The organism is Vibrio sp. Isolate30, from assembly GCF_022397975.1.
Lineage (GTDB): Bacteria > Pseudomonadota > Gammaproteobacteria > Enterobacterales > Vibrionaceae > Vibrio > Vibrio fortis.
The window spans coordinates 1129271-1152453 of the sequence record NZ_JAKEUS010000001.1 but is presented as its reverse complement, the minus strand read 5'-3'; the positions used below and the strand labels follow the sequence as shown (position 1 = coordinate 1152453).

Annotated in this window: 25 protein-coding genes; 17 read left to right on the top strand and 8 right to left on the bottom strand. The window is 39.5% G+C overall.

What is annotated here, in order from left to right; all coding sequences use genetic code 11:
* Window positions 1-215 precede the first annotated feature (215 nt).
* The 3 genes from L1D60_RS05020 to L1D60_RS05010 all read left to right on the top strand — a co-directional run bounded on the left by L1D60_RS05020 (window position 216) and on the right by L1D60_RS05010 (window position 3795).
* A complete protein-coding gene (locus L1D60_RS05020; protein ID WP_222726252.1) occupies window positions 216-719 on the top strand; it encodes a hypothetical protein in 504 nt (167 codons plus the stop codon).
* Window positions 720-865: 146 nt separating this feature from the next.
* A complete protein-coding gene (locus L1D60_RS05015; RefSeq protein ID WP_239840016.1) occupies window positions 866-3178 on the top strand; it encodes an AAA family ATPase in 2313 nt (770 codons plus the stop codon).
* A 50-nt stretch (window positions 3179-3228) separates the two neighbouring features.
* Window positions 3229-3795, top strand: coding sequence for a hypothetical protein (locus tag L1D60_RS05010; protein WP_239840015.1), 567 nt, complete (start codon window positions 3229-3231; stop codon window positions 3793-3795).
* A gap of 43 nt (window positions 3796-3838) precedes the next feature.
* Here L1D60_RS05010 and L1D60_RS05005 read toward each other — a convergent pair whose 3' ends face one another.
* On the bottom strand, window positions 3839-4447 hold the full coding sequence (locus tag L1D60_RS05005) for a recombinase family protein (RefSeq protein WP_239840014.1): 609 nt from the start codon (window positions 4445-4447) through the stop codon (window positions 3839-3841).
* Between the two features lie 396 nt (window positions 4448-4843).
* Between L1D60_RS05005 and L1D60_RS05000 the strand changes: the two genes are divergently transcribed.
* The 5 genes from L1D60_RS05000 to L1D60_RS04980 are packed head-to-tail and all read left to right on the top strand — an operon-like array spanning window position 4844 to window position 8457.
* Window positions 4844-5050, top strand: coding sequence for a hypothetical protein (locus tag L1D60_RS05000; RefSeq protein WP_239840013.1), 207 nt, complete (start codon window positions 4844-4846; stop codon window positions 5048-5050).
* On the top strand, window positions 5043-6968 hold the full coding sequence (locus L1D60_RS04995) for a terminase family protein (protein WP_239840012.1): 1926 nt from the start codon (window positions 5043-5045) through the stop codon (window positions 6966-6968). The genes L1D60_RS05000 and L1D60_RS04995 overlap by 8 nt, the downstream gene beginning before the upstream one ends.
* A gap of 3 nt (window positions 6969-6971) precedes the next feature.
* The gene (locus L1D60_RS04990) at window positions 6972-7304 is read left to right on the top strand and encodes a hypothetical protein (RefSeq protein ID WP_239840011.1); all 333 of its coding nucleotides are present in this window, start codon (window positions 6972-6974) and stop codon (window positions 7302-7304) included.
* A complete protein-coding gene (locus tag L1D60_RS04985) occupies window positions 7304-8197 on the top strand; it encodes a hypothetical protein (protein ID WP_239840010.1) in 894 nt (297 codons plus the stop codon). Before L1D60_RS04990 ends, L1D60_RS04985 begins: the two co-directional genes overlap by 1 nt.
* The gene (locus tag L1D60_RS04980; protein WP_239840009.1) at window positions 8194-8457 is read left to right on the top strand and encodes a hypothetical protein; all 264 of its coding nucleotides are present in this window, start codon (window positions 8194-8196) and stop codon (window positions 8455-8457) included. Before L1D60_RS04985 ends, L1D60_RS04980 begins: the two co-directional genes overlap by 4 nt.
* Before the next feature lie 42 nt (window positions 8458-8499).
* Here L1D60_RS04980 and L1D60_RS04975 read toward each other — a convergent pair whose 3' ends face one another.
* Complete coding sequence (locus L1D60_RS04975; RefSeq protein WP_239840008.1) at window positions 8500-10434, bottom strand: recombinase family protein; 1935 nt, start codon at window positions 10432-10434, stop codon at window positions 8500-8502.
* A gap of 259 nt (window positions 10435-10693) precedes the next feature.
* Between L1D60_RS04975 and vxrA the strand changes: the two genes are divergently transcribed.
* Genes vxrA through L1D60_RS04950 form a run of 5 tightly spaced genes read left to right on the top strand, consistent with a single transcriptional unit; the run spans window position 10694 to window position 15067 of the window.
* The gene (vxrA, locus tag L1D60_RS04970; RefSeq protein WP_239840459.1) at window positions 10694-12163 is read left to right on the top strand and encodes a sensor histidine kinase VxrA; all 1470 of its coding nucleotides are present in this window, start codon (window positions 10694-10696) and stop codon (window positions 12161-12163) included.
* Complete coding sequence (gene vxrB / locus L1D60_RS04965; protein ID WP_239840007.1) at window positions 12138-12797, top strand: response regulator transcription factor VxrB; 660 nt, start codon at window positions 12138-12140, stop codon at window positions 12795-12797. The genes vxrA and vxrB overlap by 26 nt, the downstream gene beginning before the upstream one ends.
* A gap of 2 nt (window positions 12798-12799) precedes the next feature.
* Entirely contained in the window at window positions 12800-13687 is an 888-nt protein-coding gene (locus L1D60_RS04960; protein ID WP_239840006.1) for a DUF2861 family protein, read from the top strand.
* 51 nt (window positions 13688-13738) lie between these two features.
* Entirely contained in the window at window positions 13739-14875 is a 1137-nt protein-coding gene (locus tag L1D60_RS04955) for a conjugal transfer protein TraF (protein ID WP_239840005.1), read from the top strand.
* Between the two features lie 42 nt (window positions 14876-14917).
* The gene (locus L1D60_RS04950; RefSeq protein WP_239840004.1) at window positions 14918-15067 is read left to right on the top strand and encodes a YoaH family protein; all 150 of its coding nucleotides are present in this window, start codon (window positions 14918-14920) and stop codon (window positions 15065-15067) included.
* Between the two features lie 842 nt (window positions 15068-15909).
* Here the strand turns inward: L1D60_RS04950 and L1D60_RS04945 are convergent.
* From L1D60_RS04945 to L1D60_RS04935, 3 genes are all read right to left on the bottom strand, one after another.
* Window positions 15910-16470, bottom strand: a complete 561-nt coding sequence (locus tag L1D60_RS04945) for a helix-turn-helix domain-containing protein (RefSeq protein WP_239840003.1) — start codon at window positions 16468-16470, stop codon at window positions 15910-15912.
* Window positions 16471-16746: 276 nt separating this feature from the next.
* Window positions 16747-17469, bottom strand: coding sequence for a DUF2971 domain-containing protein (locus L1D60_RS04940; RefSeq protein WP_239840002.1), 723 nt, complete (start codon window positions 17467-17469; stop codon window positions 16747-16749).
* Between the two features lie 336 nt (window positions 17470-17805).
* Window positions 17806-18225 carry a helix-turn-helix transcriptional regulator gene (locus tag L1D60_RS04935; protein WP_239840001.1) on the bottom strand — a complete coding sequence of 140 codons (420 nt, stop codon included), beginning with the start codon at window positions 18223-18225 and terminating at the stop codon, window positions 17806-17808.
* 89 nt (window positions 18226-18314) lie between these two features.
* On the opposite strand from L1D60_RS04935, the gene L1D60_RS04930 reads away from it, so the two are divergent.
* From L1D60_RS04930 to L1D60_RS04920, 3 genes are read left to right on the top strand one after another with little or no spacing between them, the layout of a single operon-like run.
* Complete coding sequence (locus L1D60_RS04930) at window positions 18315-19457, top strand: phage/plasmid replication protein, II/X family (RefSeq protein WP_239840000.1); 1143 nt, start codon at window positions 18315-18317, stop codon at window positions 19455-19457.
* A gap of 13 nt (window positions 19458-19470) precedes the next feature.
* On the top strand, window positions 19471-19746 hold the full coding sequence (locus L1D60_RS04925; RefSeq protein WP_239839999.1) for a G5P family DNA-binding protein: 276 nt from the start codon (window positions 19471-19473) through the stop codon (window positions 19744-19746).
* On the top strand, window positions 19743-20192 hold the full coding sequence (locus L1D60_RS04920; RefSeq protein WP_239839998.1) for a hypothetical protein: 450 nt from the start codon (window positions 19743-19745) through the stop codon (window positions 20190-20192). The genes L1D60_RS04925 and L1D60_RS04920 overlap by 4 nt, the downstream gene beginning before the upstream one ends.
* Window positions 20193-20397: 205 nt before the next feature.
* Here L1D60_RS04920 and yciH read toward each other — a convergent pair whose 3' ends face one another.
* Together yciH and L1D60_RS04910 are read right to left on the bottom strand one after the other, a co-directional pair.
* Window positions 20398-20709: a stress response translation initiation inhibitor YciH gene (gene yciH, locus L1D60_RS04915; RefSeq protein ID WP_032552543.1), complete on the bottom strand. Its 312-nt coding sequence runs from the start codon at window positions 20707-20709 to the stop codon at window positions 20398-20400.
* 6 nt (window positions 20710-20715) lie between these two features.
* Complete coding sequence (locus L1D60_RS04910; protein ID WP_152470588.1) at window positions 20716-21090, bottom strand: DUF3319 domain-containing protein; 375 nt, start codon at window positions 21088-21090, stop codon at window positions 20716-20718.
* 100 nt (window positions 21091-21190) lie between these two features.
* On the opposite strand from L1D60_RS04910, the gene L1D60_RS04905 reads away from it, so the two are divergent.
* Window positions 21191-22162 carry a tyrosine-type recombinase/integrase gene (locus tag L1D60_RS04905; protein ID WP_239839997.1) on the top strand — a complete coding sequence of 324 codons (972 nt, stop codon included), beginning with the start codon at window positions 21191-21193 and terminating at the stop codon, window positions 22160-22162.
* Window positions 22163-22185: 23 nt separating this feature from the next.
* Here the strand turns inward: L1D60_RS04905 and L1D60_RS04900 are convergent, their stop codons facing one another.
* On the bottom strand, window positions 22186-23181 hold the full coding sequence (locus L1D60_RS04900; protein ID WP_239839996.1) for a D-alanine--D-alanine ligase: 996 nt from the start codon (window positions 23179-23181) through the stop codon (window positions 22186-22188).
* Window positions 23182-23183 lie beyond the last annotated feature (2 nt).

Genomic DNA, 23183 nt, shown 5'->3' with positions numbered 1-23183 from the left:
TAAAAACGTGCTCCCCCGTTCAACAAAATAAAAAATGGTTAGGATTACATAGAAAGCTAACCCATTTTTTGCAAAAACGAGCGGGGGAGCACGAATCAAAATTAAGAGAAAATAAAGCAAAGGACATTAGACTTAACACCTTGACTATTAAACAGTTTATTTAAACGTTATTACGTGTTAACTTGCATATTGGTTTAGTATCTTAAGAGGTGTGTATGTCTTTTGCTGACATGATGAATGATACCGTTGATTTAATTAAAGCTGATGGTTCAAAAACGGTGGAGGGTATCAAAGCGAGTGTTCAAGAGAAAATGACTTTCATTGAACGTTCTGACATTTTGATTGAATCAGGCGATTTACTTCGGAGACGAGCGAGCAATGGAAGCGTTTCAAATTACAAAGTTATCGATCCTGGTTTTCATGAAGCATTTCACGGTATTGCAGCCCACTATCAGATAAAGCATCAAAACCTAAGCATTCAGGAGGCTGAAAAGATGGTTCAAAGTATCACTTATAATTTTGGTTCTATCTCAGCAGAGCAAATGCAAGTTGGTAATGATAATACGATTAACGTTACGATCAATGTACAGCAGTTGGTTGAGAAAGTTGCTGCGAGTAACGATGAAGAAGCCAAAAGCAAACTAAGATCCTTGCTGGAAAATAACACTGTTGCAAGTTTACTTGGTGCAAGCGTATCTGGTTTGATTGGTTTGCTGTAAGAGTGAGGTAAAAGGGTGAGCAAGCGGTCGCCATAGGAGATTATTGCTAGTGATTTGGCAATTCTAGATATATGTTCTTTTGTGCATATCCTGATAAGTGTAAAATCCCCACTCTAAGCTAAGTTTCAATTCTAGAGTGGGTAAAAATGCTAGAAAAAATAATAAAAATCGAAAATATCAAACAGTGGCAACATAAAGGGGGATTGAATCAATCTTTCGATAAGTTGAATCTAATTTATGGTAGAAATGGAACGGGAAAATCAACATTATGTAAATTGTTTGAATCTATTAATCGCTCAGACAAAGCGAGCATTGAAGCATTACAACCGATAGAATCCCAAGATAAGCAACGTTTGCAGTTAAAAGTAACTTCTCAAAACATCACATTGGACTCTTTACAGTCACCTTTTACTTTCCAAGTTTTTAACCAAACATTTATAGATAATAATCTTTACATTTCAAATAGCAAAGATCGAAAACAATTAGCAAATTACTATGAGTTTTCATTGGGTAATGTTTCTGTTGAGAAAGAAAAAGATATTGACCAACTAAAATCTACAAATGATGGTATAACATCTTTAATAAATCCGATTACGAGTAGGCTATCAGCAAAATTTCCTGGTAAAACACCAGCAGTAATACGAAAGATTAAAGAGATAAAAGATCCTGATCAAAAGATTGCTGATTTAGAGTCTAAGATTCAAGACCTTAAAAGTGAAGAACACTTCAAAAAGCGTAGAAGACTAACTGAGTTAAAGATAGAACAATCGGAATTCGACACTAGTGTATTTGATGTCAATATTGCTGCTATTTCCAAAGATGCAGAGGAAAAAGTAAAGAGACATATTGAAGAAAATCAAAAGGAACAGGATAAGCTGTGGATAGAGTCAGGACTAAAGTTAGTTACAGAAACAAATAATTGTCCGTTTTGTGCTCAATCATTATCATCATCACCTATATTCAACCTTTACCAAGAATTTATTAGTGAGTCTTATCTTACAGCAAGTAGTAATTTCGAATTAGAAAGTGATTCTTTTGAATTAACTGTAAGAGATGTTGGTTTAAAAATTGAGCAGTTAGAAAAAACCGTACAATCAAATCAAGAAATATTGAACGAATGGTCTGATAGAATTGAAGCTGAAAAGTTGAACTTCGATCTTTCTGAGTTTAAAAAATTATCCGATAGTTTACTGTCTGAATGTCAACGACTGATTAAAGAGAAAAAGAAAGATTTATTGAAGAGTGTTGATCTTTCGACATTTAATGATTTTCTCGGTCAGATATTTAATCGATTAGATTTTGCAACATACAATGAAAAGGTTGTTGATTTTAACAGTAAGGTTGATCTTTTTATAAATGGACTAGCAACGGGTACAACGCAGGCGCTACAAACTAATATTGATGAAATCAAAGAGGCAAAACTGAGGTTTACTAATGATGTTGTTACTGATTTAGCAGATCTCAAGACTCATGAAGCAGACAAAAAAGAGAATGATAAAAAGATTAAATCATTGAGAGATGAAATCACTAAAGAGCAAGAGGAAAGCATTAAAAGCCACAAGGACTCTATCAATGATATCTTGCAAAGTTTTCATTCAATGATTCGTATAAAAGAATTAGATAAAGACAACAGAGGTGCTGGTGGTAAAACAAGATTAAAATACGTTATAACGTTCATTAATAATGAACTTTCTGTACTTGATGAGGGACAGCATCAACATATTTTTGAGCACGTTCTGAGCCTAGGGGATCGTTCAGCACTCGCTTTAGCATTTTTCTTATCGAGATTTTCAAAATCAAATGATGATAAGTCGATCATTATTTTGGATGACCCGATGTCTTCACTCGACAGTTATCGCAAAGATGCAACTATAGTTCAAATTGCTAAACTTATTGAAAATGATTATCAAACATTTGTTTTTAGTCACGACCCATTCTTCCTATCTGACATTCATAAACATTCGATCCTTTCGAAATATACAAAGTGCTTTGAAATTGCCCCAACATATAGAGATTTAGAACCGCTAAACTCTGATAGTCCAAAGTACATATCAAGTAAAATGGTCGACAGAGATAGTTATGAATCCTATGTACTTCATTCTTATCATAGAGAATACAATAAACTGTATGACTTTGTAGAAAGTGGAAACGAATCCGATAAAATAGAAGTGGCTAGATCAATTAGACCTGTATTGGAAGCATATTTGCGATTCTCTTACCCTAAGCAATTCATTAAAGGAATCTGGCTAGGCGATATGATTAAGATGATTAGAGAAGAAACTGATCCGAGCAGCATTTTCTTTGATAAGAATAAGAAATTCGAAGCTATAGCAAAAATTAATGAGTTTTCGAAAGCTTATCACCATGCTGAAGACTTTGATACTAAGATACAAGATTTAGAATTAGAGACTGTACGATTTTATGCTAAGGAAACAGTACAGTTTATCACCGGACTATAAAATTATTTGGTGACCATTTGGTCACCTTTTTCATTGATTAAGGGATTAAAATGAACAAGCTCGAAATTGCACCGCACATGCTATACCGTGCTGCTAAATCATACGTTGAAGCAGAAGACAACTTTGACTACATCCAAGCAATCTTACTTGCTGGATCTGCAATGTACATTTGCGAACCCTTGCTACAAGAGCAAGGAAAACCAACTCAAGCAATGGAACGGGCGGAACGTTTAATCAAATTGCGAGAAGCTAAACCTGAGATGGTTAACAATCGGTTGAAGATTGAATGGGAAGCAAACCCGTTAAGTGAAGAAGATAAACAACGCATTAGAAAAGAATCTCGCATAACTGACAGATCTGTATACAACGCATTGAAACATGCAGGGTTCTACATGCGTGGTGAGTTTTTGGTTAAACCAAGTGACGATTTAGACATGAAAAAAGTGCTAGGTGATCACCTAGACTTTCGTACAGCAGCTGAAGAGATCATTCTCGATGCAGTACAAGACTATAAGAACCTCGACTTTCAAGGTACATTCAAGCCATACAATTTACCGACTGAAGTTCGAAGAGTATTAAGTTGCATTTTTATAGAAGATGCATTTGATGAAGCATAAGTGAAATGAAAAAAGGGTGACCGAATAGGTCAGCCTTTCTTTGTTACTGACCATCACGAACTTTGTAGACGGTGTTTCTACTGCATCCTAAAGTGTCAGCAATCCCTTTGATTGACATTTTAGTATCTAGCAAACGCTGGATCTTTCCACGAAGTTCATCATCCTTTGCACGTCCTTTGTATTTTCCCTCTAGCTTTGCTTTCTCAATACCTTGACGTTGACGCTTTGCACGAGTTTCGTAGTCATCACGTGCCATTGCAGCAGCTAGATCCAAGATGAAGTTAGACAATGCTTTGTTGATGGCTGATTGCATATCATCTTCAGCATTGAATGCACTGTGCGTCATTGTCTGATCAACACAAACAATTTTAATTTGCTTGTCTTTTAGCTGACCTTTCAACCTTTCCCATTGCGACCACTCCAAGCGAGTAAGACGGTCAAGTTTTTCTACAACCAAAATTGAACCAGTAGGCGCAGTGTTTAATAGTTCGCTTAACACAGGACGGTCTAGCGAAGCACCTGATCCATTTTCAACATGAAGTTGAACAGGGAGACGATTAACATTCATTTCGTTGACAAACTTCAAAACATCTGTCTTTGCACGTGACGCATCTTGTTCATCTGTTGAAGCTCTCAAGTAAACGTTTATCACTGCTAAATCCTCTAAAGTGTTCATTTTGGGTGTGTTCACATTATAGTGTTCACTATAGGTGTGGTTCAACATCTATTTGAACACTTTAAGCAGGTTTTTATCGATGTCTTTAAGTGTGCACTTGGAGCATACCCAAGTTGATCACCAATTAGTTTAGAAAACGATTTAAATGATCATCAATCAATGAATGAAAGATTAGGCTGGTACTACTGCTATTCATCAGTACTTGCTAATGGATGGGAGCAAACATTGCTCACTCTTGCGTGTTAACGGGATGTTAATTAAAGCTGCATCATCACCCTAGGGTTCTATTAACAGATACCGTCACATAGCGTCATAAACCGTCATCTCAGATACAACTAAATACCCATAGAAAATAGGCAAAGAGGTTTTTCAATGGGTATAAAGAAACGTATCAATGTGTCTAAAGATACTCCCAAGACAAGACACAAACGACGCAAAGTCGATTACGCAGAAGTCTACGATGACATCCGACAAGGTTATAGACCATGCGACATAGCAAGACATCATGACATTACACGCCAACACGTTTATGTGATCAGAGACAAGATGCAAGCATTGGAGAGTGTGACCAATGTTTGAAGCAATTAAAGACATTTTCAGTCAAACCGTTGACCCAGATAAATTGGGAATAGCTTCAGCGATTCAAGGTGCGAAACATTACAACCACCGTGAAATGTTATTACTTAATCCACAGCGAGACTTCACACCTCGTAAGATTAAGTTCATTGATAATGCGGATTTACCACCAACATTCGATGAGTTTGAAAAACTAAAGGGCATCAAAAAAGCAGTATTCAATGACAATTCGTTGTCATTATGGTGCAAGGATGAAGATTCAAAGAATGGTGAGAAGAGACATAGTTTAAGTCGTGTATTTCGTGGCGAAGATAGTCGAGCACTTTACACAGACCAGCACATTCAAGAATGGGTTCAAGCTCGTGACGATGTTCTGCATTTCGCTAAGTATTGCACCATCACCAACATTGACCACGGTCAGATCGTAGTACCCCTGAGAAGTTATCAAGTTGAAATGCTTAAACGCATGGATAGCAATCGCAATAACATTTTCATGTTAAGCAGACAGCTCGGTAAAAGTACGATGGCAGCACTGCACCTAGCGCATTACCTTTGTTTCAACGATAAACCAGTTGCGATTGTGTCATTTAGTAAAGCATCAGCACTTGAGATCTTTGATCGAACCAAAGAATGCTTGGAGATGTTACCCGATTGGCTCCAGCCAAGTCCTACTAAGTTAACTGAAAGTGAAATGCACTTTGCACATGGAGCAAAGATTGTAGCTAGACAAGGCGGTAAAAACGCTTTACGTGGTGATTCTTATGCAAAAGTGTTTATAGATGAATTTGCCCATTTTGAGGACATCGAGACATCTTGGAATAAGAGTATCAGACCAGTTGTCAGTTCTGGTAAACGGTCATCGATCATCATCTGTAGTACACCCAAAGGCGATAACACTTTCAAGACTTTGTGGGATGGTGCAGTTGCTGGTGAGAATGCATTTAAACCTTATCAAGGTGACTGGCGCATCAACCAAGACCGAATGTACAACGATGAAACTGGTCTACTCGATTACGGTGAGCACTTCAAGAGTAACGAAGTATCAACCATTGGACGGATTGCGTTTGAACAAGAACACGAAACATCTTTCCTAAGTTCGACACAGTGCATCGTTGGTACTGAGGTTTTTGATAATGCAGTTGTCAACGACTCCCCAGAAATTGTTCCAGTAACATTGAATAATGGTTCTGTATTCAACTTTAAAGAGTTCAAGGAACCTGAAGTTGGTCACCGATACACACTAGGGATCGACCCTGCTGAAGCGGTTGGGGTTGATAGTACTGTTATCACTGTCATTGATCAAAGTGTCACACCTGTTGAAGTTGTTGCGACATTTTCAGAGCAAAGCATTTACCCAAAACAAACCGCAGAAGTTACAGCAACCATTGCCAAATACTTTAACAACGGTTTCGTGTTTGTTGAAGTTAACCAACCTACAGGTGGTGAGATCTTAAAGTACCTTGAAAGTAATGAACGTTACATAAACGTCTACGCAAAACACGGTGCGAGTTATAAAGGAATCAAACTGGTCAAGGCTGGCAGAAAGCACGGCTGTAATCTGATCAAACATCTTTTCGAAGAAGAGGAATTGATTATCAATTCACCAGAGCTATTCAAGGAACTGATGAGATTTTGCTTTGATGAAAAGAAAAAGTTGTATCGAGCGTCAGACGGACATGATGACCATGTTATGTCGATCATGATGCATAGCATTGGTTTAAACGATAGCGTGTTTCATGCTCATTGGATGGAAGATACAAGTCATCTAGAGACATACGATGCAGATGATCGTGACATTCCTATTGTACTGCGTTCTGGTGGATGGGGTGCAGATTACTATTCTGGTTATCAAGATGGATACGCACCGACGATTCAAGATGTTGCAAACCAGTTCAACTCGATGATGGGAATTCGAGGTTAATTCATGGGAATTATTAATAAAACTAAGAAAAAAGTTCAGGGAAACACAAGTCCAGATCATGGTTCAAGTTCAATCGACCCAGAACTTAAAAGTGCATTGGACAAGATTCTACAACCACAGTCTACCCAACCACCAAGACCAAATCGAGTAAGTTTCGACGATGGATGTGATGGTTATTATTCGAAAGGTAACTGGTGGAATGATGACAATGTTCTAGACCACGAACAATACAAAGAAGATGCGTTTGACCAGTACGCATGTGAGTACCACAGCGCAGAAACAAACGAAGAAAGATACCAATTATACAATCAAGACAGAAGTTGGATGATCAATTAATGAACATTTTAAAGAAATACTATGATAAACCAAAACACGAACCACGTAAGTTCGTAGACCTAGATGAAGCACTGTTAACTATCTCTAATGAAGTTAACGACTTGGCAGAAAATGAAGCTGGTTTCCTACGTTACAGACCTAGCATGACACCAAAGCAATTACACGACATGTTGAAAGGTCGAATTGCACAACAGCACCGAATGAAACGTAAATTGGTTATTGATGCTATGGTAATCGAATGCATTAATGCTACAGAGAAAAACTATTCACTTGCTGGTTTAATTTACCGTGAAATGGTTAATTTCTTTGCTGTATCAGCGCATGATAAGAAAGTTGAAGAGACCAAAGAAATTCAAGCTAAGATTGATTTCTTTATCAAGCGTCAACAGGATCATGAAACAGGGGACGAGTGTGAACTCGGTCATGACTTCGAAACCGATTTTAGTCAAACGGTGGACATGAGCACACTGCATTCTATGGTACTTAACGCATGGTTTGAGAACGTGCACCCAATCCGTAAAGTAAGCGAAACCACATTCAAAGAATGGGTGGAATCCCCTGAATCAGACGCTTTTGTCGTGACCTGTTACATTGCGATTTGTAACGCTGAGAAGTTCATTTCTACCAAGACTGAAGACCAAGAAGAGACCCTACATTACACGACACGTGACATCGAACGTTACGCTGCTATCCGTGAGCGTAGCGCAATTTACGACCAAATCGAATACTCACAAGAGCGTAAAGACCGCTACCAAGAATTGTATGAACAAGCTGAAAAGGGTTGCGAAGACCAAGTTCTGTTTGAGTTGCAAGTATTCACGCATGATGAAGAAATTAAACGTTTACAAGAACGTCGTGATTCGTTGAAAGAACTAAGCGGTGGTTGGTTATGAAAACGTTCAAACAGCACTTAAAAGAACAAGCACATGATGAAATGATTGCTGAAGCAAGTTTATTAGACGTGCAAAATAATTTCGTTGAAGTGGATTTGGAAGTAATTGAACCAACTGAACCAAGCGAACATGAAAACAAGAAACGTTTTCGATTTACCGCCAAGACACGAAAAGGGACAAGCATCGACATGACGATGGGGATCAGTGAACTATTGCATCCAACGTTCGTAATTGGATTGCAACGGCTGTCAGCATCATGACGTATGGATAAGAAAAGGATAACCATGCGGTTATCCTTTTTTCTATATTACAGTTGCGGATCTAGCATCAAAAAGTGCACACACCTTTCCTATATCAACATCACCTTTATAGATACATGTAATAACCTTTTTCGTGTAGTGGCGAGTCGTTATTTCAACGTTACTTTTATTCCAACCGTACAAAGATACATCAGCATCTTTATTTTCCTGCCATTGCGTAGCAGTAGCACCAGCGTTCATGATAGAAGCACGTTTCCATTCATAGACATCATCTACTAATAGATCAAAGAAATCTTGTTCTGGTGTCAATATATTAATCGGTGTTACTGGTGTGTATGAATGACATTCTTCAAAATACACACTATAACCGTCGAGTCTATCAACTGTAGTAAAGTTTGGTGTTAGTTCTGGTTGAGTTTCGATTATTACTTGATACTGTTCTTCAGAAACAACCATCAACTTAATAAAAAACCGCTGGTGGATCTTTCGTTCATCACGTCTACGTAAAAGAACATAGTAATCGACATAACCGTCTTGATACTCAATTTTGAGCAAATGTCTATGGTCTACGGTAATACGTTCCACCAGCTTTGAAATAACAACACGGACTTCAGTCTTAAGATCAATGTCACCATTAATATAACTTTCTACCTTGTCACAATGTTCTTGGTACAGGGTGATAACGTCTTTATCTACGAAATCGAATACTTCAGTCTTAGCAGTAGATAATTTTAGGTCTTCAAGTTTATTAGCAAGTTGATCGAGTTCTGACTTTTTATCTTTCAAAGACTGGATCATCGAGTCGTCAAAAAGGTCACGGTTCTGAATAACAAACCTTTGCTCTGACTGGTATTCTTCTGTCTTTGCTTGTAATTCTAATTCAATTGCTTTGGTATCTACAGTAGATGAATTGTCATCATCCCAACTACGAGAAGCAATAGATCTTAATACCAAACGATCAAGTAGTTCTTGTTTCAGGTAGGGAAAACACTTTTTTATTCTACAACCACAACGGTAATACTCGATCTGTTGCTTGACGTTGCGACCAATACACATGAACGAACCACAATCACCACAATAGAATTTGTTGATACCAGCAAGTAAAGAGACCTTATTTCTACCAGCGTTAGACGTTTTAGTTTGTGCGTCTTTAATAGCACGGATCTTATAGAACTCTTCTTCTGTAGCTAGTGCTGGATAATAGCCTTCAAGTACATGCGTTTCGTCTTGGTGTGTAATGACCAACGTTCCATAGATAGCTTTACTATTGAACATCTTGGCGCAAGCAGTATAAGACAGTTCTAAACCTACCGAGTGTGCGAACCGTTGAATGTGGGTAACACCAACACCATCTAAAGTCATATCAACCATCTGACGTGCAAAGTTCCAGTTAACGGGGTGCTGGATAACTTTCTTTTCATCTAGTGCAATCCAGAATGGATGACGACCAACACCCACGTCCCAACTATGACCACCTTCAGGACGTTCATTACGTTTGAACTGGTCAATACGGAAACTAGCATTCTTGTTCGTTAGATAAGACTTCTTCGCTGACTCTTCATTGGCGGTGTTCAGAGCGAGAGTCTTCATAATCGCAGACATTGGGTCATCTGCTTTGTACACAAAGTTATCAATAGTAGTCAAGATACGAACACCACGACTAATGATCTGGTTATAGAGCATTTCACCAGAAGTAAGGTTCTGTCTACTAAGTCGATCAAGTGCTCGCATTACAACGATATCACCACTACGTATAACATTAGCTTCGATGTCTTTCAGTAGTCGTGATAGTTCACCAGTCTTTGCGTTCTTGCCCTTGAATGATGAAACCCCATGGTCAGCATAGACTAACGGTGAAAGGGTGGTGTGATGCTCTACAGCTAACCCCTGAAGGTATTCTTGATCGTTCTGGTGCTTCATGGATAAACCAGAAAGCTGTTTACCACTTGATACACGTGCGTATGGGATTAGAGCCATTTACCACAAAATCCACTAATTTTAAAAGTTTGGTGATAGTAACACATTTTTGGTGATGCGAAAGAGAGCTGCTTAAGCATTCTAGAGCACTTATAAGAACTAGTACTGCACAAAAGGGACTCAATTGAGTCCCTTTTTTTGGTTGTGACTTTTCCATTAATATTAATCTTCACCGAAGAATTGATATCAGTTATCGGAATAGGACGGTTAAAAATTTATCTTTGATAGCGAATGGTATATATTTGATTTATCTGTATGAATTAACGCTTGGCTTGTGACGATTAAACAAACACTATCAATTATTACATTAAGCTTTTTCGCTTCAGCAACTGCTTTCGCTGATTCGTTGCCTGAGCGTATCGACCACTTCACCAAGTTGTTTGATCATGAAACAGCGGTAGAGTCTTATGATATTCGAGTTCTACAGGCCGACTATCCAACCAGCTTAATTATGCCTTCAGCCATGCTTCCTCAAACGGCAAAGTATCCTCTGAAGGACATTCAAAGACTGTATCAATTATCGAAAACATGTAGCGGTAAACTGCCTCTAAGTCCTTTAATTACCGAGCCTTTGGTGTTTACGAGAGCCATGTGTAAAGGAACGGTCTTATCTGATCGTTGGTTTAGTCGCAGTGGATTGATCCACCCCGGTGGCGGTTCATACGCGGCGCGTTACGTTGAGCAGTACCCAGAAAAGTTCGAGTCGTTAAAGCGATTCATGCACATTCAAGAGCGACCAAATGAAGATCATGATGAACTTCTAACTCGCTTAAAACACATGAACAGCGAAGCGATTACCGCGTTGCTGGCCGGTGCAAGCATGTTTGTCGAACTCGATGAACTCTGGCTAAAACGTGGCGACCGTTACTATTTGTATCAAGAGCCGGTTTGGACGGAGAATGCTCAATTAGCGGGCCTCTCGTACCGTCTATCAGACGATGACAAAAGCTGCTTTGTGCAGCGCGGTAATATCTGTTGGGAAATTGAAGATCACTCAGAGTTACTGCAAATTGCGATGATCATTCTTGTCGTCGCGAACATTCTTTTGGTGATTGGTTGGTCCATCTATCGTTGGAATGTACGTAAACAAGAGATGAAGAGTCGTATGTTGGTTTTGCAAATTCTCACACACGAACTCCGTACTCCAATTGCAAGTTTATCGTTAACGGTAGAAGGTTTTAGGAGAGAGTTTGAACACCTTCCTGAAACGGTTTATGACGAGTTTAGAAGGCTTTGTGAGGACACTCGTCGTTTGAGACAACTTGCAGAAGCGAGTAAAGATTATCTGCAATCCGACAACCAACCATTAGCCACAGAGTGGGTACCAAGTGTTCAGGAATGGTTGGAATTTAAAATTGAAGAAGAGTTTGGCCCTGACATCAAACTTGTTATCAACCAAGATATCGCTGCAAAAGTAAACGTTTATTGGTTAGGAACTTGTATTGATAACTTAATAAGAAATGCGGTTAAGTACGGAGTTCCACCAGTTACACTCGATCTCACGACTTCTGACAAGAAGCTGACATTCAAAGTGATAGATAATGGAGACTTGACCCGCAAAGACTGGGGGCAGTTACGCAAACCGTTTGTAAGTAAAAGCGGTCTTGGTTTAGGCCTAACGATAGTTGAATCTATGGTTGGGAAAATGGGTGGACACATGACTCTCATCGGGCCCCCAACAACATTTATTTTGGAGATACCTTGTGAAACAGACATTGCTTCTCGTTGAAGATGATAAAAACTTAGCTGATGGTCTTTTAGTTAGCCTAGAGCAAGCTGGATATGAATGTTTGCATGCAGAACTCATCTCTGAAGTTGAAGGTTACTGGGAACAGGCAGACCTAGTCATCCTAGACCGTCAACTTCCAGATGGCGACTCAGTTGATTCGCTGCCTGGTTGGAAAAAGAAAAAAGATATTCCAGTTATTTTATTAACGGCGTTAGTGACAGTAAAAGACAAAGTTGCTGGCTTGGATTCTGGCGCGAACGATTATCTGACAAAACCATTTGCTGAAGCTGAGTTGTTCGCGCGTATTCGTGCTCAATTGCGCTTACCTGATGCAGAAGACCAAGATACGTCTAAAGTTATCGCTCAAGACCTTGTTATCGATAAAGCAACACGTGAAGTCTTTTTTAAAGATCAAGAAGTAACGCTTACTCGTACTGAGTTTGATTTACTGCTGTTTTTAGCAAGTAATCTAGGTCGCGTATTCACACGTGATGAACTGCTTGACCACGTTTGGGGATACAATCACTTCCCAACAACGCGAACGGTAGATACACATGTACTTCAGCTTCGACAAAAACTGCCTGGCTTAGAAATCGAAACTCTACGTGGCGTTGGCTACAAGATGAAAGCGTAATAATGAAACGAAAAGCACTTCCACTGCTATTGATGGCAATGACCAGTTTACCAAGCTCGGCAAGCGAGTGGTTTACGGGTAGTAATGCATTAACACAGGTACACAAACATATCTTAAATGATGACCTAGCGTCGATGTTTGATTCGTTAGTGGAAGTGTGGCAAAGCAATACGTCTAAGGTACGAGAGCAGCACCTTAACGAACTGTTCAATCAGGCGTTAAATAAAGATTGTGGTAAGACTCTAACGAAAAATACGTTACCTGATTGGATCAGTTCTGTCGTGATTAAGCGACATATGATTCAAAGCCCAGGTAGAGATACGTTCCGTTTGGTTATTGACTTAGAGTCGAGTGAGAATATTCAAAATATATCGCTCGATAAGTGGGTTGATAAAACGCTATCTTCCGACAGCCAAATGACTAAGAGCACCAAGAAAGTCGAGAATAGTGACGCTTTTCTCTATAACAAACGTTACAACTTATCCTCTCCGCTTCAATCTGGCTTGTATCGTTTAAGCGTAAAAGTGGAAGACGGTGCGACTTGGAGCACTTGGGTGATCTTTGGTGAAGTGAAACTAAAACAGCAAGTTCGTTGGGCTTCGAAAGATTCTTGGCGTATCGATAAAAAAGAACTGTTAAATCCGTATTGCCCATTACCGCGTTTGGAAGTTGGACTTTACGACTACGTGAACGAGAAATACGAACGCGTTTGGGGTAAGAGCTACGAGTCTGACTACCCAATGCAACTTAAAGGCGAAGACATACCAAGTGATCGCTATGTTCTAGCTGTTTCTATGGCTCACGCGCGTTGGCAAGGTGATATAACCATCGAACAGACACAAACGATAAGTAAAACGTATGATATTTCTAGCGAGGAGGAGTTAAAGTAAATTACAATCATGCCGATAACAATGTAAAGGACTTAACAAAGAACTATCAGCATGAACAAAACGATAAAACTACTCGCAACGTCAATAGCCTTAGCTAGCCTTCCTGCTACAGCAGCAAACTATGCCATCGAAGCGCGCGGAGACGCTATGGGTGGTGTTGGTGTTGTATCAGCTAACTTCTTAACAGCTCCATTTTATAACCCCGCTTTAGTTGCTATTTATCGTCGTAACGACGACTTAGGTATGATTACACCTAGTTTTGGTGGTAGCTACAATGACCCAGATGATATGAAATCGAACATTGATGCTGTGTTAGATGCGTCAGGTTCAGATATTACAACGGCTCTAAATAAACTCGATGGAAATCAAGCCAATTTTGATTTAGGCGGTGTCGTCGCATTTGCAATTCCAAACCAATTTGTTGCTGCAAACGCGTTTGCTAAGGCGTACACAGAAAGTTTTGTTACTCCTGATGTATATACGAGCGGGAGTGATAGCGACAACCTTCAACGCTCAGCTGTTGAAGCCGTATCGGTAGGTGTTACGGAAATCGGTATATCTTTAGCAAAGTACCAAACATTTATGGGACAACACCTGTCATTTGGTGTAACTCCAAAAATCCAACGTATCTACACTTATAATTATGTAGCGACGATTAGTGACTACGATCTATCAGATGTGCGTGAGAATGATGATGGAAATACAGAGTTTAATATCGACGCGGGCGCATTGTGGTTTTTTGGCCCGTTTAGAGTTGGATTTTCTGCGACAAACTTGTTAGCTCGTGACATTGAAACTAAAGACACAACAAGAGAGTCTGTTGCAGGTTCAGGCCACTATATTGGTGGCAAGTACTCGTACAAGCTTGAGCCAGTTTATACTGTAGGTGCTGGTATTGTTGCAGACTACTTTACGCTTAGCGTTGACTACGATATTAACGAGGCTGAAAAGTTCACGAGTTTTGATGATAACGAGCAGATGATTCGCGTTGGTACTGAAGTAGATATCTTACGTCAACTGAAACTGAGAGGAGGGTACTATAAGAACCTTGCTTACTCTGATTCAGAAGGGACGATTACAGCCGGTGTTGGACTATCTCCTCTAAACCTATTCCAACTCGATATTAGTGCAAACTACACTAACGAAAACGCGATGGGCGCTTCAATCAATTTCCTTGCTAGTTACTAATAGTCTCTATATAGTTCAGCTCCTAAGTAAAAGGAGCTGAACATGCTAAACGATTTGCCAACACTGACACATGAAGAACAGCAAGCAGCTGTAGAGAGAATTCAAGAATTAATGACTCAAGGTGTCAGCACAGCAGAAGCCATTAAGATCGTGGCTCAACAAATCCGTGAAGAATCAGAAACTAAAGAGTAGGGCATCAGCCCTTCTTTTTTATCACACTGGTGCACTATAACTAAAAATATCCTTTCTACCTAGCGAACACATTAACCTCCATATATCGCCGTAAATCCGCACTCGACTAGATAAAAGCGTCTTTAATCAACATCTTAGTTAAGCATAGTCTGCTAGCCAAAAATCAACGCGGCATTGTGTGTAATAAAATTACGTAATAATAATCACGAGAGGTGTTTGTATAAAATCTAGCGTCACGAATACTGACAGCGCTCTCAATTTATTGAATTTTTGTCAGATTATTGTGTTTAACTCATTGTTTTTAATGAGCCATTTTCAAATAGGTTTCAGTTCCTGCTCCTCAAGCTGGAGACAAAGGATGGAGATTAATTAGGTTGTGTTGTTGTATAAAAACGTTAATTAGGTAAATGGAAGGCACCTTCTAAACTCAGTATGTATATGCATTGAGCTTGGGAAACAGCTTTAGGATTCGTTATATTGAACACGACCATTCTCTGGGAAATAGCCAGTCTCAGATTTCGTTTGATTATTCTGTGACAGTGTAGCGAATGATCTTTCAAATAAACGGTTGGAGCTTCTACAACTTCATCGAAAGATGGCTAATACAGAATAAGTTACAGTGTAATGATAAGTCTCAACTTCAAAGCATTTATTCAGAGCTAGACTAAACGTTATAAGCCTTACTAGAACGATTTCGCCAAAAACAAATACAACAGGTCAATGCATAGGATGATACATTTCATTACAACGTACCTTAATGATAGTTGGCGGAGTGGTTTGCATTATCTAATTCAGTCAGTTTCACCAGTGCGAACGTTTGTGAGAAGTCCGATAAACACGCATTACAAATGGGATTTGGTCTCACTGAATCGCAGGTTCATCAACCGGCAAGTTGCATCATCGTTGAAAACCAGAAAGCAACACTTATCGCTGCGGCCTTCAAACCAATCATGGTGTGAGCCATCAATTTGAACGAGCTCGCCTAAACAATCACGTCGATAGCGAGGCTGGTAGATTCTTGGTTTGCGCTTAAAGTATGGAGTCCAAAGTCCATCAACGATCATCCATTGGCGCAGAGTTTCTTTTGAAACAATCAGATTATGGTTCTCAGAGAGTTTTTCTAGCGCAAATGTGGGTGAAAAATCGAAATAGTGTTCACGTACAATCCATAATACTTCAGCTCGAAAGTTATCATCATAGCGTCGGTTGCTTGGGCGACCGCGGGCTGCATGTACCAAGCTTTGCGCACCATAAGTTGCTAACTGGCTCAACAGTCGTCTGACATGTCGAGTTGAGACATTTAAAATGTCCGCAGCGTCAACTTGTCGTAAGCGTTTTTCTTGTACATCCGTTAGAACTTTGAATCGATTTATCTCGTGATCACTCATAGTAATTAACAGCAATTTAGTCCTCAAAGCTAAACAATGTTTTAAGCTTAGGAGGACATTTTAAAGTTTCTCAAACCGGACATTACTATATTGCTCTTACAAGCCAACTGCGYATTATGGTGATGAATTATGTTGAGGGTTTGCTGTAAGCCTGAATGAAATTAAACGTGGGCGAGGGATATGCTCAATTAGAAAGGCCAGCTTGCTGGCCTTTTTTAATGCTCATCGTGAGAATCGTTTGATGAGTGAAGCCCGTAATATAATTTGCATAATGCGTACTCTTTTGACGTTTTATTTATAACCACAATCAAATCTCTGAACTTGCTCGTAAGTCATACCAAACACTGCCTTTAATATCATTGCATTATTTTCAGAACTTTTAGGACCAAGAACCACAGTATCACAACTTCTAAAAGGTATAGTGGTATAAGGGATTATCAACCTATCTCTTACTCTTGTTTTCGCATCTTTAGCATGAGTTGATTTTATTAATCTAACCTCTTGTTCTTCAGAAAAGTGTTCATTTTTGATAGCTAATAGTTCAGGAAAGATTTTTGAAAGTATCGCTCTACTGTTGTCTGCAGTAATTTTACAGATGTCTTCCCAGTGCCGGTTTGTAATATCCTTAACAGCTATGTCATGATTTTCATATAAGCATGGAATTAATGTAACGTCGTTGTCTGCAGTTAAGTCAAAAGACAAGTTTAGAGCAAGTCCATAACCATCGTCTCCGTAAGCTCGCCATTGACTGAGAACATTAGGTGATGTCGACATAGAAAATATGTAATGCAGGTACTTACAATGATAAGTGAAGCTTTCGTAGATTATAGTGTCTATATTTCTAGGATTACGTTGTTTGATTTCTTCAAAGAAAAGTTCGATAGCTTGAGTGAGTTCATTTTTATCATTTAGAAAGGCCGTGGCTGTTGCCCATACAGAGTTTGAACGAATTATGGAGTGAGCTGAGTCCACGGTAGTGTAATGCCATAGGTTTTCAATCATATGCTCTTTCATAAGTTACCTTAAATAAGACTCAATTTTTTCTGCTATACGCTTGCGTGTAGAGATAAAATGAGTGGACAAACGTAGTGCGTCAGTCGTTGATTCACTAGTTTCAAGGTACACTATCTTTAATAGTGTACTCTTGTTTCATTTTGAAACGTTCTGAGTATTTTGGGGAACCAAAAAATAGGGCACTTCTTGGTATATAAGCTAACTATCCAACCCCCCCCAGTCATGCTCATGATGAGAGAGAGGCAGGTTTTGGGAGGCAAGCGAAAGCGCGCAAAACTGACTCTCTCAAGTTGGGGTTCCTGTTACACCCCAACTAAGTCCTGACTTTAGGACTCCTCATTCCATTTCCGGCGTCTTGCCGTCAAATACAGAAACCCCAAGAACAGTATTATTCTCGATCATACTTTGTAGGCTTGTTGCTATACAGTACTTGTCTATGGTCGCTAATAAGTGATCTTTATCGTTATCTGGGAGTCGTTGAACTCTTTCTAAGGCTATCTCCATTTTCGCATCTAATGTGGTCTCAGCACTATCGTTGAGTAGAGCATTCGGAGTGCACTCCAAAGCCTTCGTTAACGCGTAAATCGTGCTTAACTTAGGATCTGTTTCATTACGCTCAATCTTTGATATCTGTCCTAATCTGATACCACATTCTTTTGCCAAAGCTCCTTGAGTCCAGCCTTTATCACGCCGTAACCGTTTAAGATTTTCACCTATAGACACAATATCAACCTCATTTTTATCTTGTAGAGTCAATTATAACCCTATATATTTACATTCGACCCTAAATTCATTCTGTAGGGTTACATAAATTCATTGTGTAGAGGTATTGACAGGTTTTTCGTATGTTCTTCATTGACCAACTTTTCATGCAACAAGATCATCCCGAAGGTGGACTTCCACTTGTCGGGACGCATGTTATTGAAAGGTTGGATATGGAGACTGGTGAGAAATTACCTCCATCAGTGAACCAAAAAAGACTCGAGGGTTCATTTAGTACTAAATTGACCATTCGTTGTGATGGGTATCGGGTTCGTATGGAGGGCAATCCTTCACGCTGGCAAAGAATGGATAACTTGTTTGGATTAAAAAGCCTTGATGAGTGCGTTGAAATCTATAACCACATTCTAGCTAAGTATGATCTTCCTCCATTTACAAAAAACACTCGTCTCGCACATAGGCAAACTGAAGAAGGGAAATCATCTTCTCTTATTGGTGATGGCGCTGAAATTACATCGATTGACTGGACGAGGAATCACAGTGTAGGCGAGGGGAAAGAAGCGTCTTTTATACGTGGGATGTCTTCAATATCAGTTGGTCGTGCGAGGCTTCCAAAGTTGTACCCGAACGGTATGACATGTAACTGGGGTGAAGCATCGAGTTGGATGATGATAAAACTATACAGTAAGGCATTCGAACTTAAGGAGCACTTGAAAGCAGACAAAAGAAAGAAGCGAGGCGTTACGTCGTCACAGTTGGAATATATAGATAAATTAATAAGTTACTGTGAATCAAATGGTGTTGTACGAGAAGAACATAGCCTAAGGCAATCTTTATTAAAGAGGTACAACCTTCAATTTTATGGTCTGGTAACCGAACAAGATTTTTACAACCATCTGAATAATATCGAGGACGCTATGAAAACCATACACATTAATCATGATGAACATAAAAGCATAGCAGATCAGTTACTTGAGTTAGGAGTTGTGAATAGTAGACAAGCCGCAAATGCCACTCAAAGTTATGCAGTTATGTGGCAAAACGGAACTGATATTAGAGGGATTTTAACTCGCTCTAATTTCTTTGTTCACAAAGCACGACTCAAGAAAATAGGATTAGACATAGGCCAACCGTTCGACGTTACGCGAATCTGCCCGACGCTAAAACGTTCAGAGGTGATTACTGTAGAGCCGTTGTTGATACCAGACTGGTATCAACTGCCTACAGCATCAAAGTCTAATGTACTTCCATTTAAAGCTGTCGCATAAGTAAGGAAAGCAAATGTTGAAAATAGAAATCTTCCCAGAACATGAACAACCAATCACACGAACATTGCCAGGTAAAGATGGTAAGCAAGCCAGAACGATAAGAGAGCAAATCGGCTACGCATATCTAGGTGGCAAGTTCCCAGTTGAAATGAAGCTATCATTACAAGATGACCAATCGGCTTATAAATCGGGAAACTACGAGTTAGATAGTTCAAGCTTCACGGTCAATAACTTCGGCGGCCTTGAGTTAAAGCGCTTCGGAATTAAACTTGTGAGGTCAATGAAATGATGACAGCGGCTGAGCTCAAACAATCCATTAACTGGTTACACAATGATGTGGATGAATCACTTGAAGATGCCAATGATGAACATGCAAAGGCACAATACAAAAAGATCTTCGACAGCTTAGAGTGGCTACATGAAATGTTGTTGATGCGAGAGTCAGATAAAAATCATGTGAAGATGCTTGGATACCGTGAAGACTCCAATCAAGTTCAATGCATGGTGTCGAACGTAGTTGGCTTAAACTTCCTAGAAGTGAATGAACTGGCTGACTCAGAATTTTTAATTGGCGACTGGTTCATGTCAGTTGCAAACGTGAATGAGTACCAAAGCCACCAAACCAAAATCTACGGGCCATACAAAACAGACCAACAAGCAATGGACGCAGCTCGTAAAAGCTTGTCAGTCACAAGGTTCAACGTAACAGAAAGCCCAGAGCGCCATGCCCAATAAGCACAATCCAACTGCGCATTATGTATATTATGTTAAATTACGGGTATTATGAATAAGGCAGAGCTCTTTCTAGATACCCTGCCTTATTTCAATCTTGGTCTTACTGCGTGATATTGAAGTTATTTAACCAAAGTGCTTATTTACCATAAAATAGCTAATATCTAATGATAATAATCTTCGATTCTTAACTTTAATATTAGCTAGATTAACCACCGGCTAATTTAACTTTAAGACCTTTCTTTTCAAGATGCGCTTTGATTTTATCGCGAGCATCGCCTTGAATTTCGATGTTGCCGTCTTTTACAGAGCCGCCACAACCGCAAACTTTTTTAAGTTCCGCTGCCATTAATTTCAGTGGCGCGTCATCTAGGTCTAAACCTGTTACAACAGAAACGCCTTTGCCTTTGCGGCCTTTAGTTTCTCGTTGAATTCGAACGATGCCATCGCCTTTAGGACGCTCGACTTTTTCTTCCTCAGGTTTAATACGACCCGTTTCTGTGGAATACACTAAGCTCATAGTTATTTACTTCTTTTGTTGTTGCTGGGCTTTTTGCTTTGCCACCAAATAAGCTTCGATATGGCGCTGTATTGCGGTTTTTGACCCTTTAATAAGGCGACCGTTAAACATACAGTACCAGGCATTAGGTTCGCCGGTATCGTTCTTGATTTGATAGCCATTAAAGTTTTCCGCTTGGCCACCAGAACCTGCACGAGGTTTGTTTAATGAAGTGAACTCTTTTGGATCAATGATAGATGCAGTGTCAATCCACCAATCGATGCTCTTCTTCAAAGCGGTCAAGTTACCTTGAATTGCGTGGTTTTTTAATTTTGCACGCCAAATAGTATTCGTCGCATCTGTTGATTGCAGATGAACTCCTCGATAAATCGAATTAGCCATATCTATGAATCATCTTTCTGTTTTCACTACACTAATCATAAGTGTACTATTAATGATATCAAGCATAATATGATAAAAACACCTGATCAGGTACGGTAATTTGAGAAAAAAAGTTCCGGTTTTGACCGACCCTTCACAAGTTAATTTCTTTGTTGATAAGCTCAATAACGAGGTTTCAGTAGATGTTATAGATGAGTTGACCGACAATCAATATTCTCGAAACTCTCTGCTAGGGATATTTTCAGATTGGAACCGTTACTTAGCATTTTGCCTTAAACATCATATAAATACGTTGCCAGCGTCAGTCACCGCTATTCGTCGTTTTTTGGAGATCGAGGCGCAGGACAGAAAATTTGCGTCACTCAAACGTTACACTGCAACGTTGTCACTTCTACATACGATATTGGGCTTCCCTAACCCAATTAAACACAAACAGATTCGGTTGACCTTGGTTCAATTGCAGATCTCAAAATCGGGTGATGCTAAACAAACGAACGCGATGACTTACCATCATTTAACTCAACTCAACAAAATACTCGATAGACCCAATGCATCATTTAAAGATGCTCGTGATATTGCAATCTACAATGTCATGTTTGAATGCGCGCTTAAACGCTCAGAGCTAAAGGGATTAAAGTCCAATCACATTTCAATCAATGAAGGCTCTGCTTGCGTTGTCTTGTCTGATTCAACTTATCAACTATCTGACATTGCGACTAAATATGTTCAACGTTGGATTGAGATGAGTGGCTCTTTTGAAGAACAACCTTTATTCCGTTCTATTGATCGTCATGGCCATGTGCACAGTGAGCCTCTTGATGACTCTTCTATTTATAGGATTGTTAGGCGTGCTAGTGATTTACTTGAATTATCAGGAAGCTTAAGTTTTTCAGGTAATTCTATTCGCGTTGGGGCTACACAAGAACTTGCAAAACAAGGGATGAACATACGAGAAATACAGGATTTTGGTCGATGGATGAGCCCAGTCATGCCTGCTCAATATCTTGGCCATTTAGCAAAGTCAGAAGAAGGGAAAATTATATTTAAGGAGATTATTCCGTGGCAGTCATGAGCACTACCACGGAAAACGTAAGTCTATTTTAGGCTAGTACGAACGCAGTTTTCGAGGAATGAGCTGAAGGCGTGGCCATTATGTTCTACCATCTTAGGGAACATAGAGATAGGTGTCATTCCCGGGAAGGTATTCACCTCGTTTAGGTAAATTTCATTATCTTCTGTTAGGAAGAAATCAATGCGCGAGAGATGGCGTAATTTCATCTGAGTAAACACTTTACGTGCATCGTTATCAATCTGATCGAGTTGTTCTTGAGTCAGATTCGATGCTTCAACTTCCGTTGTCGAATGGCTATCTGCACCATATTTCTCTTCATACGTATAAAACGCCCCATTTGGCGCTATCACTTCACCAGGTTTACTGATGTAAAGTTCACCGTCCATCTCATATGCAGCGACTTCTAATTCACGAGGCACAACGGCTTTCTCTACTAACACTTGATCAGAGAATGTAAATGCTTTGTTGACGGCTTCCTCTAGCTGCTCACTTTCGGTCACTTGGTAACAACCGACTGAAGAGCCTTGTCTTGCCGCTTTGACAAATACTTTGCCCCACTTTTCGAATGCTTCTTTCGCAGCAGTATGGCTTTGCTCGTTATTGTCCGATAGGAAAAGGTATGGTGTGTTTGCGATGCCTAGAGCGTCGTACCAAAGTTTAGATGTGATTTTATTGAAGCTGTTATTACTTGCTTCTGAACCACAGCCTAAGTACGGAATCTTTGCCATTTCAAACAAAGACTGGATATCCCCAGTTTCACCTGGAAAACCATGGATACATGGAGCAATGAAATCGATTTTAGTTTGATCTTTCTCACCGCACAGCATTTGATTGTTGATGTCTAAGTAGACAAGTTCACCAGAATCAAGACACCACCCTTCACTTTTAATCTCAACACGTACGACATTGAAATCTTCAATTCGATTTAGTTGTTCGAAAAGATAGCCAGCTGATACTAACGATACTTCATGCTCAGATGAGCCGCCGCCGCATAAAAGAAGAATATTTGTGGTGTTCATTA

Excerpts from the sequence above, each read along its gene's own strand:
- L1D60_RS04955 (WP_239840005.1), top strand. The coding sequence starts at position 13,739 with ATGAACAAAACGATAAAACTACTCGCAACGTCAATAGCCTTAGCTAGC.
- L1D60_RS04910 (WP_152470588.1), bottom strand. The coding sequence starts at position 21,090 with ATGGCTAATTCGATTTATCGAGGAGTTCATCTGCAATCAACAGATGCG.
- L1D60_RS04930 (WP_239840000.1), top strand. The coding sequence starts at position 18,315 with ATGTTCTTCATTGACCAACTTTTCATGCAACAAGATCATCCCGAAGGT.
- L1D60_RS04925 (WP_239839999.1), top strand. The coding sequence starts at position 19,471 with ATGTTGAAAATAGAAATCTTCCCAGAACATGAACAACCAATCACACGA.
- L1D60_RS05000 (WP_239840013.1), top strand. The coding sequence starts at position 4,844 with ATGGGTATAAAGAAACGTATCAATGTGTCTAAAGATACTCCCAAGACA.
- L1D60_RS05015 (WP_239840016.1), top strand. The coding sequence starts at position 866 with ATGCTAGAAAAAATAATAAAAATCGAAAATATCAAACAGTGGCAACAT.
- L1D60_RS04995 (WP_239840012.1), top strand. The coding sequence starts at position 5,043 with ATGTTTGAAGCAATTAAAGACATTTTCAGTCAAACCGTTGACCCAGAT.
- L1D60_RS04920 (WP_239839998.1), top strand. The coding sequence starts at position 19,743 with ATGATGACAGCGGCTGAGCTCAAACAATCCATTAACTGGTTACACAAT.
- L1D60_RS04950 (WP_239840004.1), top strand. The coding sequence starts at position 14,918 with ATGCTAAACGATTTGCCAACACTGACACATGAAGAACAGCAAGCAGCT.
- L1D60_RS04985 (WP_239840010.1), top strand. The coding sequence starts at position 7,304 with ATGAACATTTTAAAGAAATACTATGATAAACCAAAACACGAACCACGT.
- L1D60_RS04900 (WP_239839996.1), bottom strand. The coding sequence starts at position 23,181 with ATGAACACCACAAATATTCTTCTTTTATGCGGCGGCGGCTCATCTGAG.
- yciH (WP_032552543.1), bottom strand. The coding sequence starts at position 20,709 with ATGAGCTTAGTGTATTCCACAGAAACGGGTCGTATTAAACCTGAGGAA.
- L1D60_RS05010 (WP_239840015.1), top strand. The coding sequence starts at position 3,229 with ATGAACAAGCTCGAAATTGCACCGCACATGCTATACCGTGCTGCTAAA.
- L1D60_RS04960 (WP_239840006.1), top strand. The coding sequence starts at position 12,800 with ATGAAACGAAAAGCACTTCCACTGCTATTGATGGCAATGACCAGTTTA.
- L1D60_RS04940 (WP_239840002.1), bottom strand. The coding sequence starts at position 17,469 with ATGAAAGAGCATATGATTGAAAACCTATGGCATTACACTACCGTGGAC.
- L1D60_RS05020 (WP_222726252.1), top strand. The coding sequence starts at position 216 with ATGTCTTTTGCTGACATGATGAATGATACCGTTGATTTAATTAAAGCT.
- L1D60_RS04990 (WP_239840011.1), top strand. The coding sequence starts at position 6,972 with ATGGGAATTATTAATAAAACTAAGAAAAAAGTTCAGGGAAACACAAGT.
- L1D60_RS04980 (WP_239840009.1), top strand. The coding sequence starts at position 8,194 with ATGAAAACGTTCAAACAGCACTTAAAAGAACAAGCACATGATGAAATG.
- L1D60_RS04975 (WP_239840008.1), bottom strand. The coding sequence starts at position 10,434 with ATGGCTCTAATCCCATACGCACGTGTATCAAGTGGTAAACAGCTTTCT.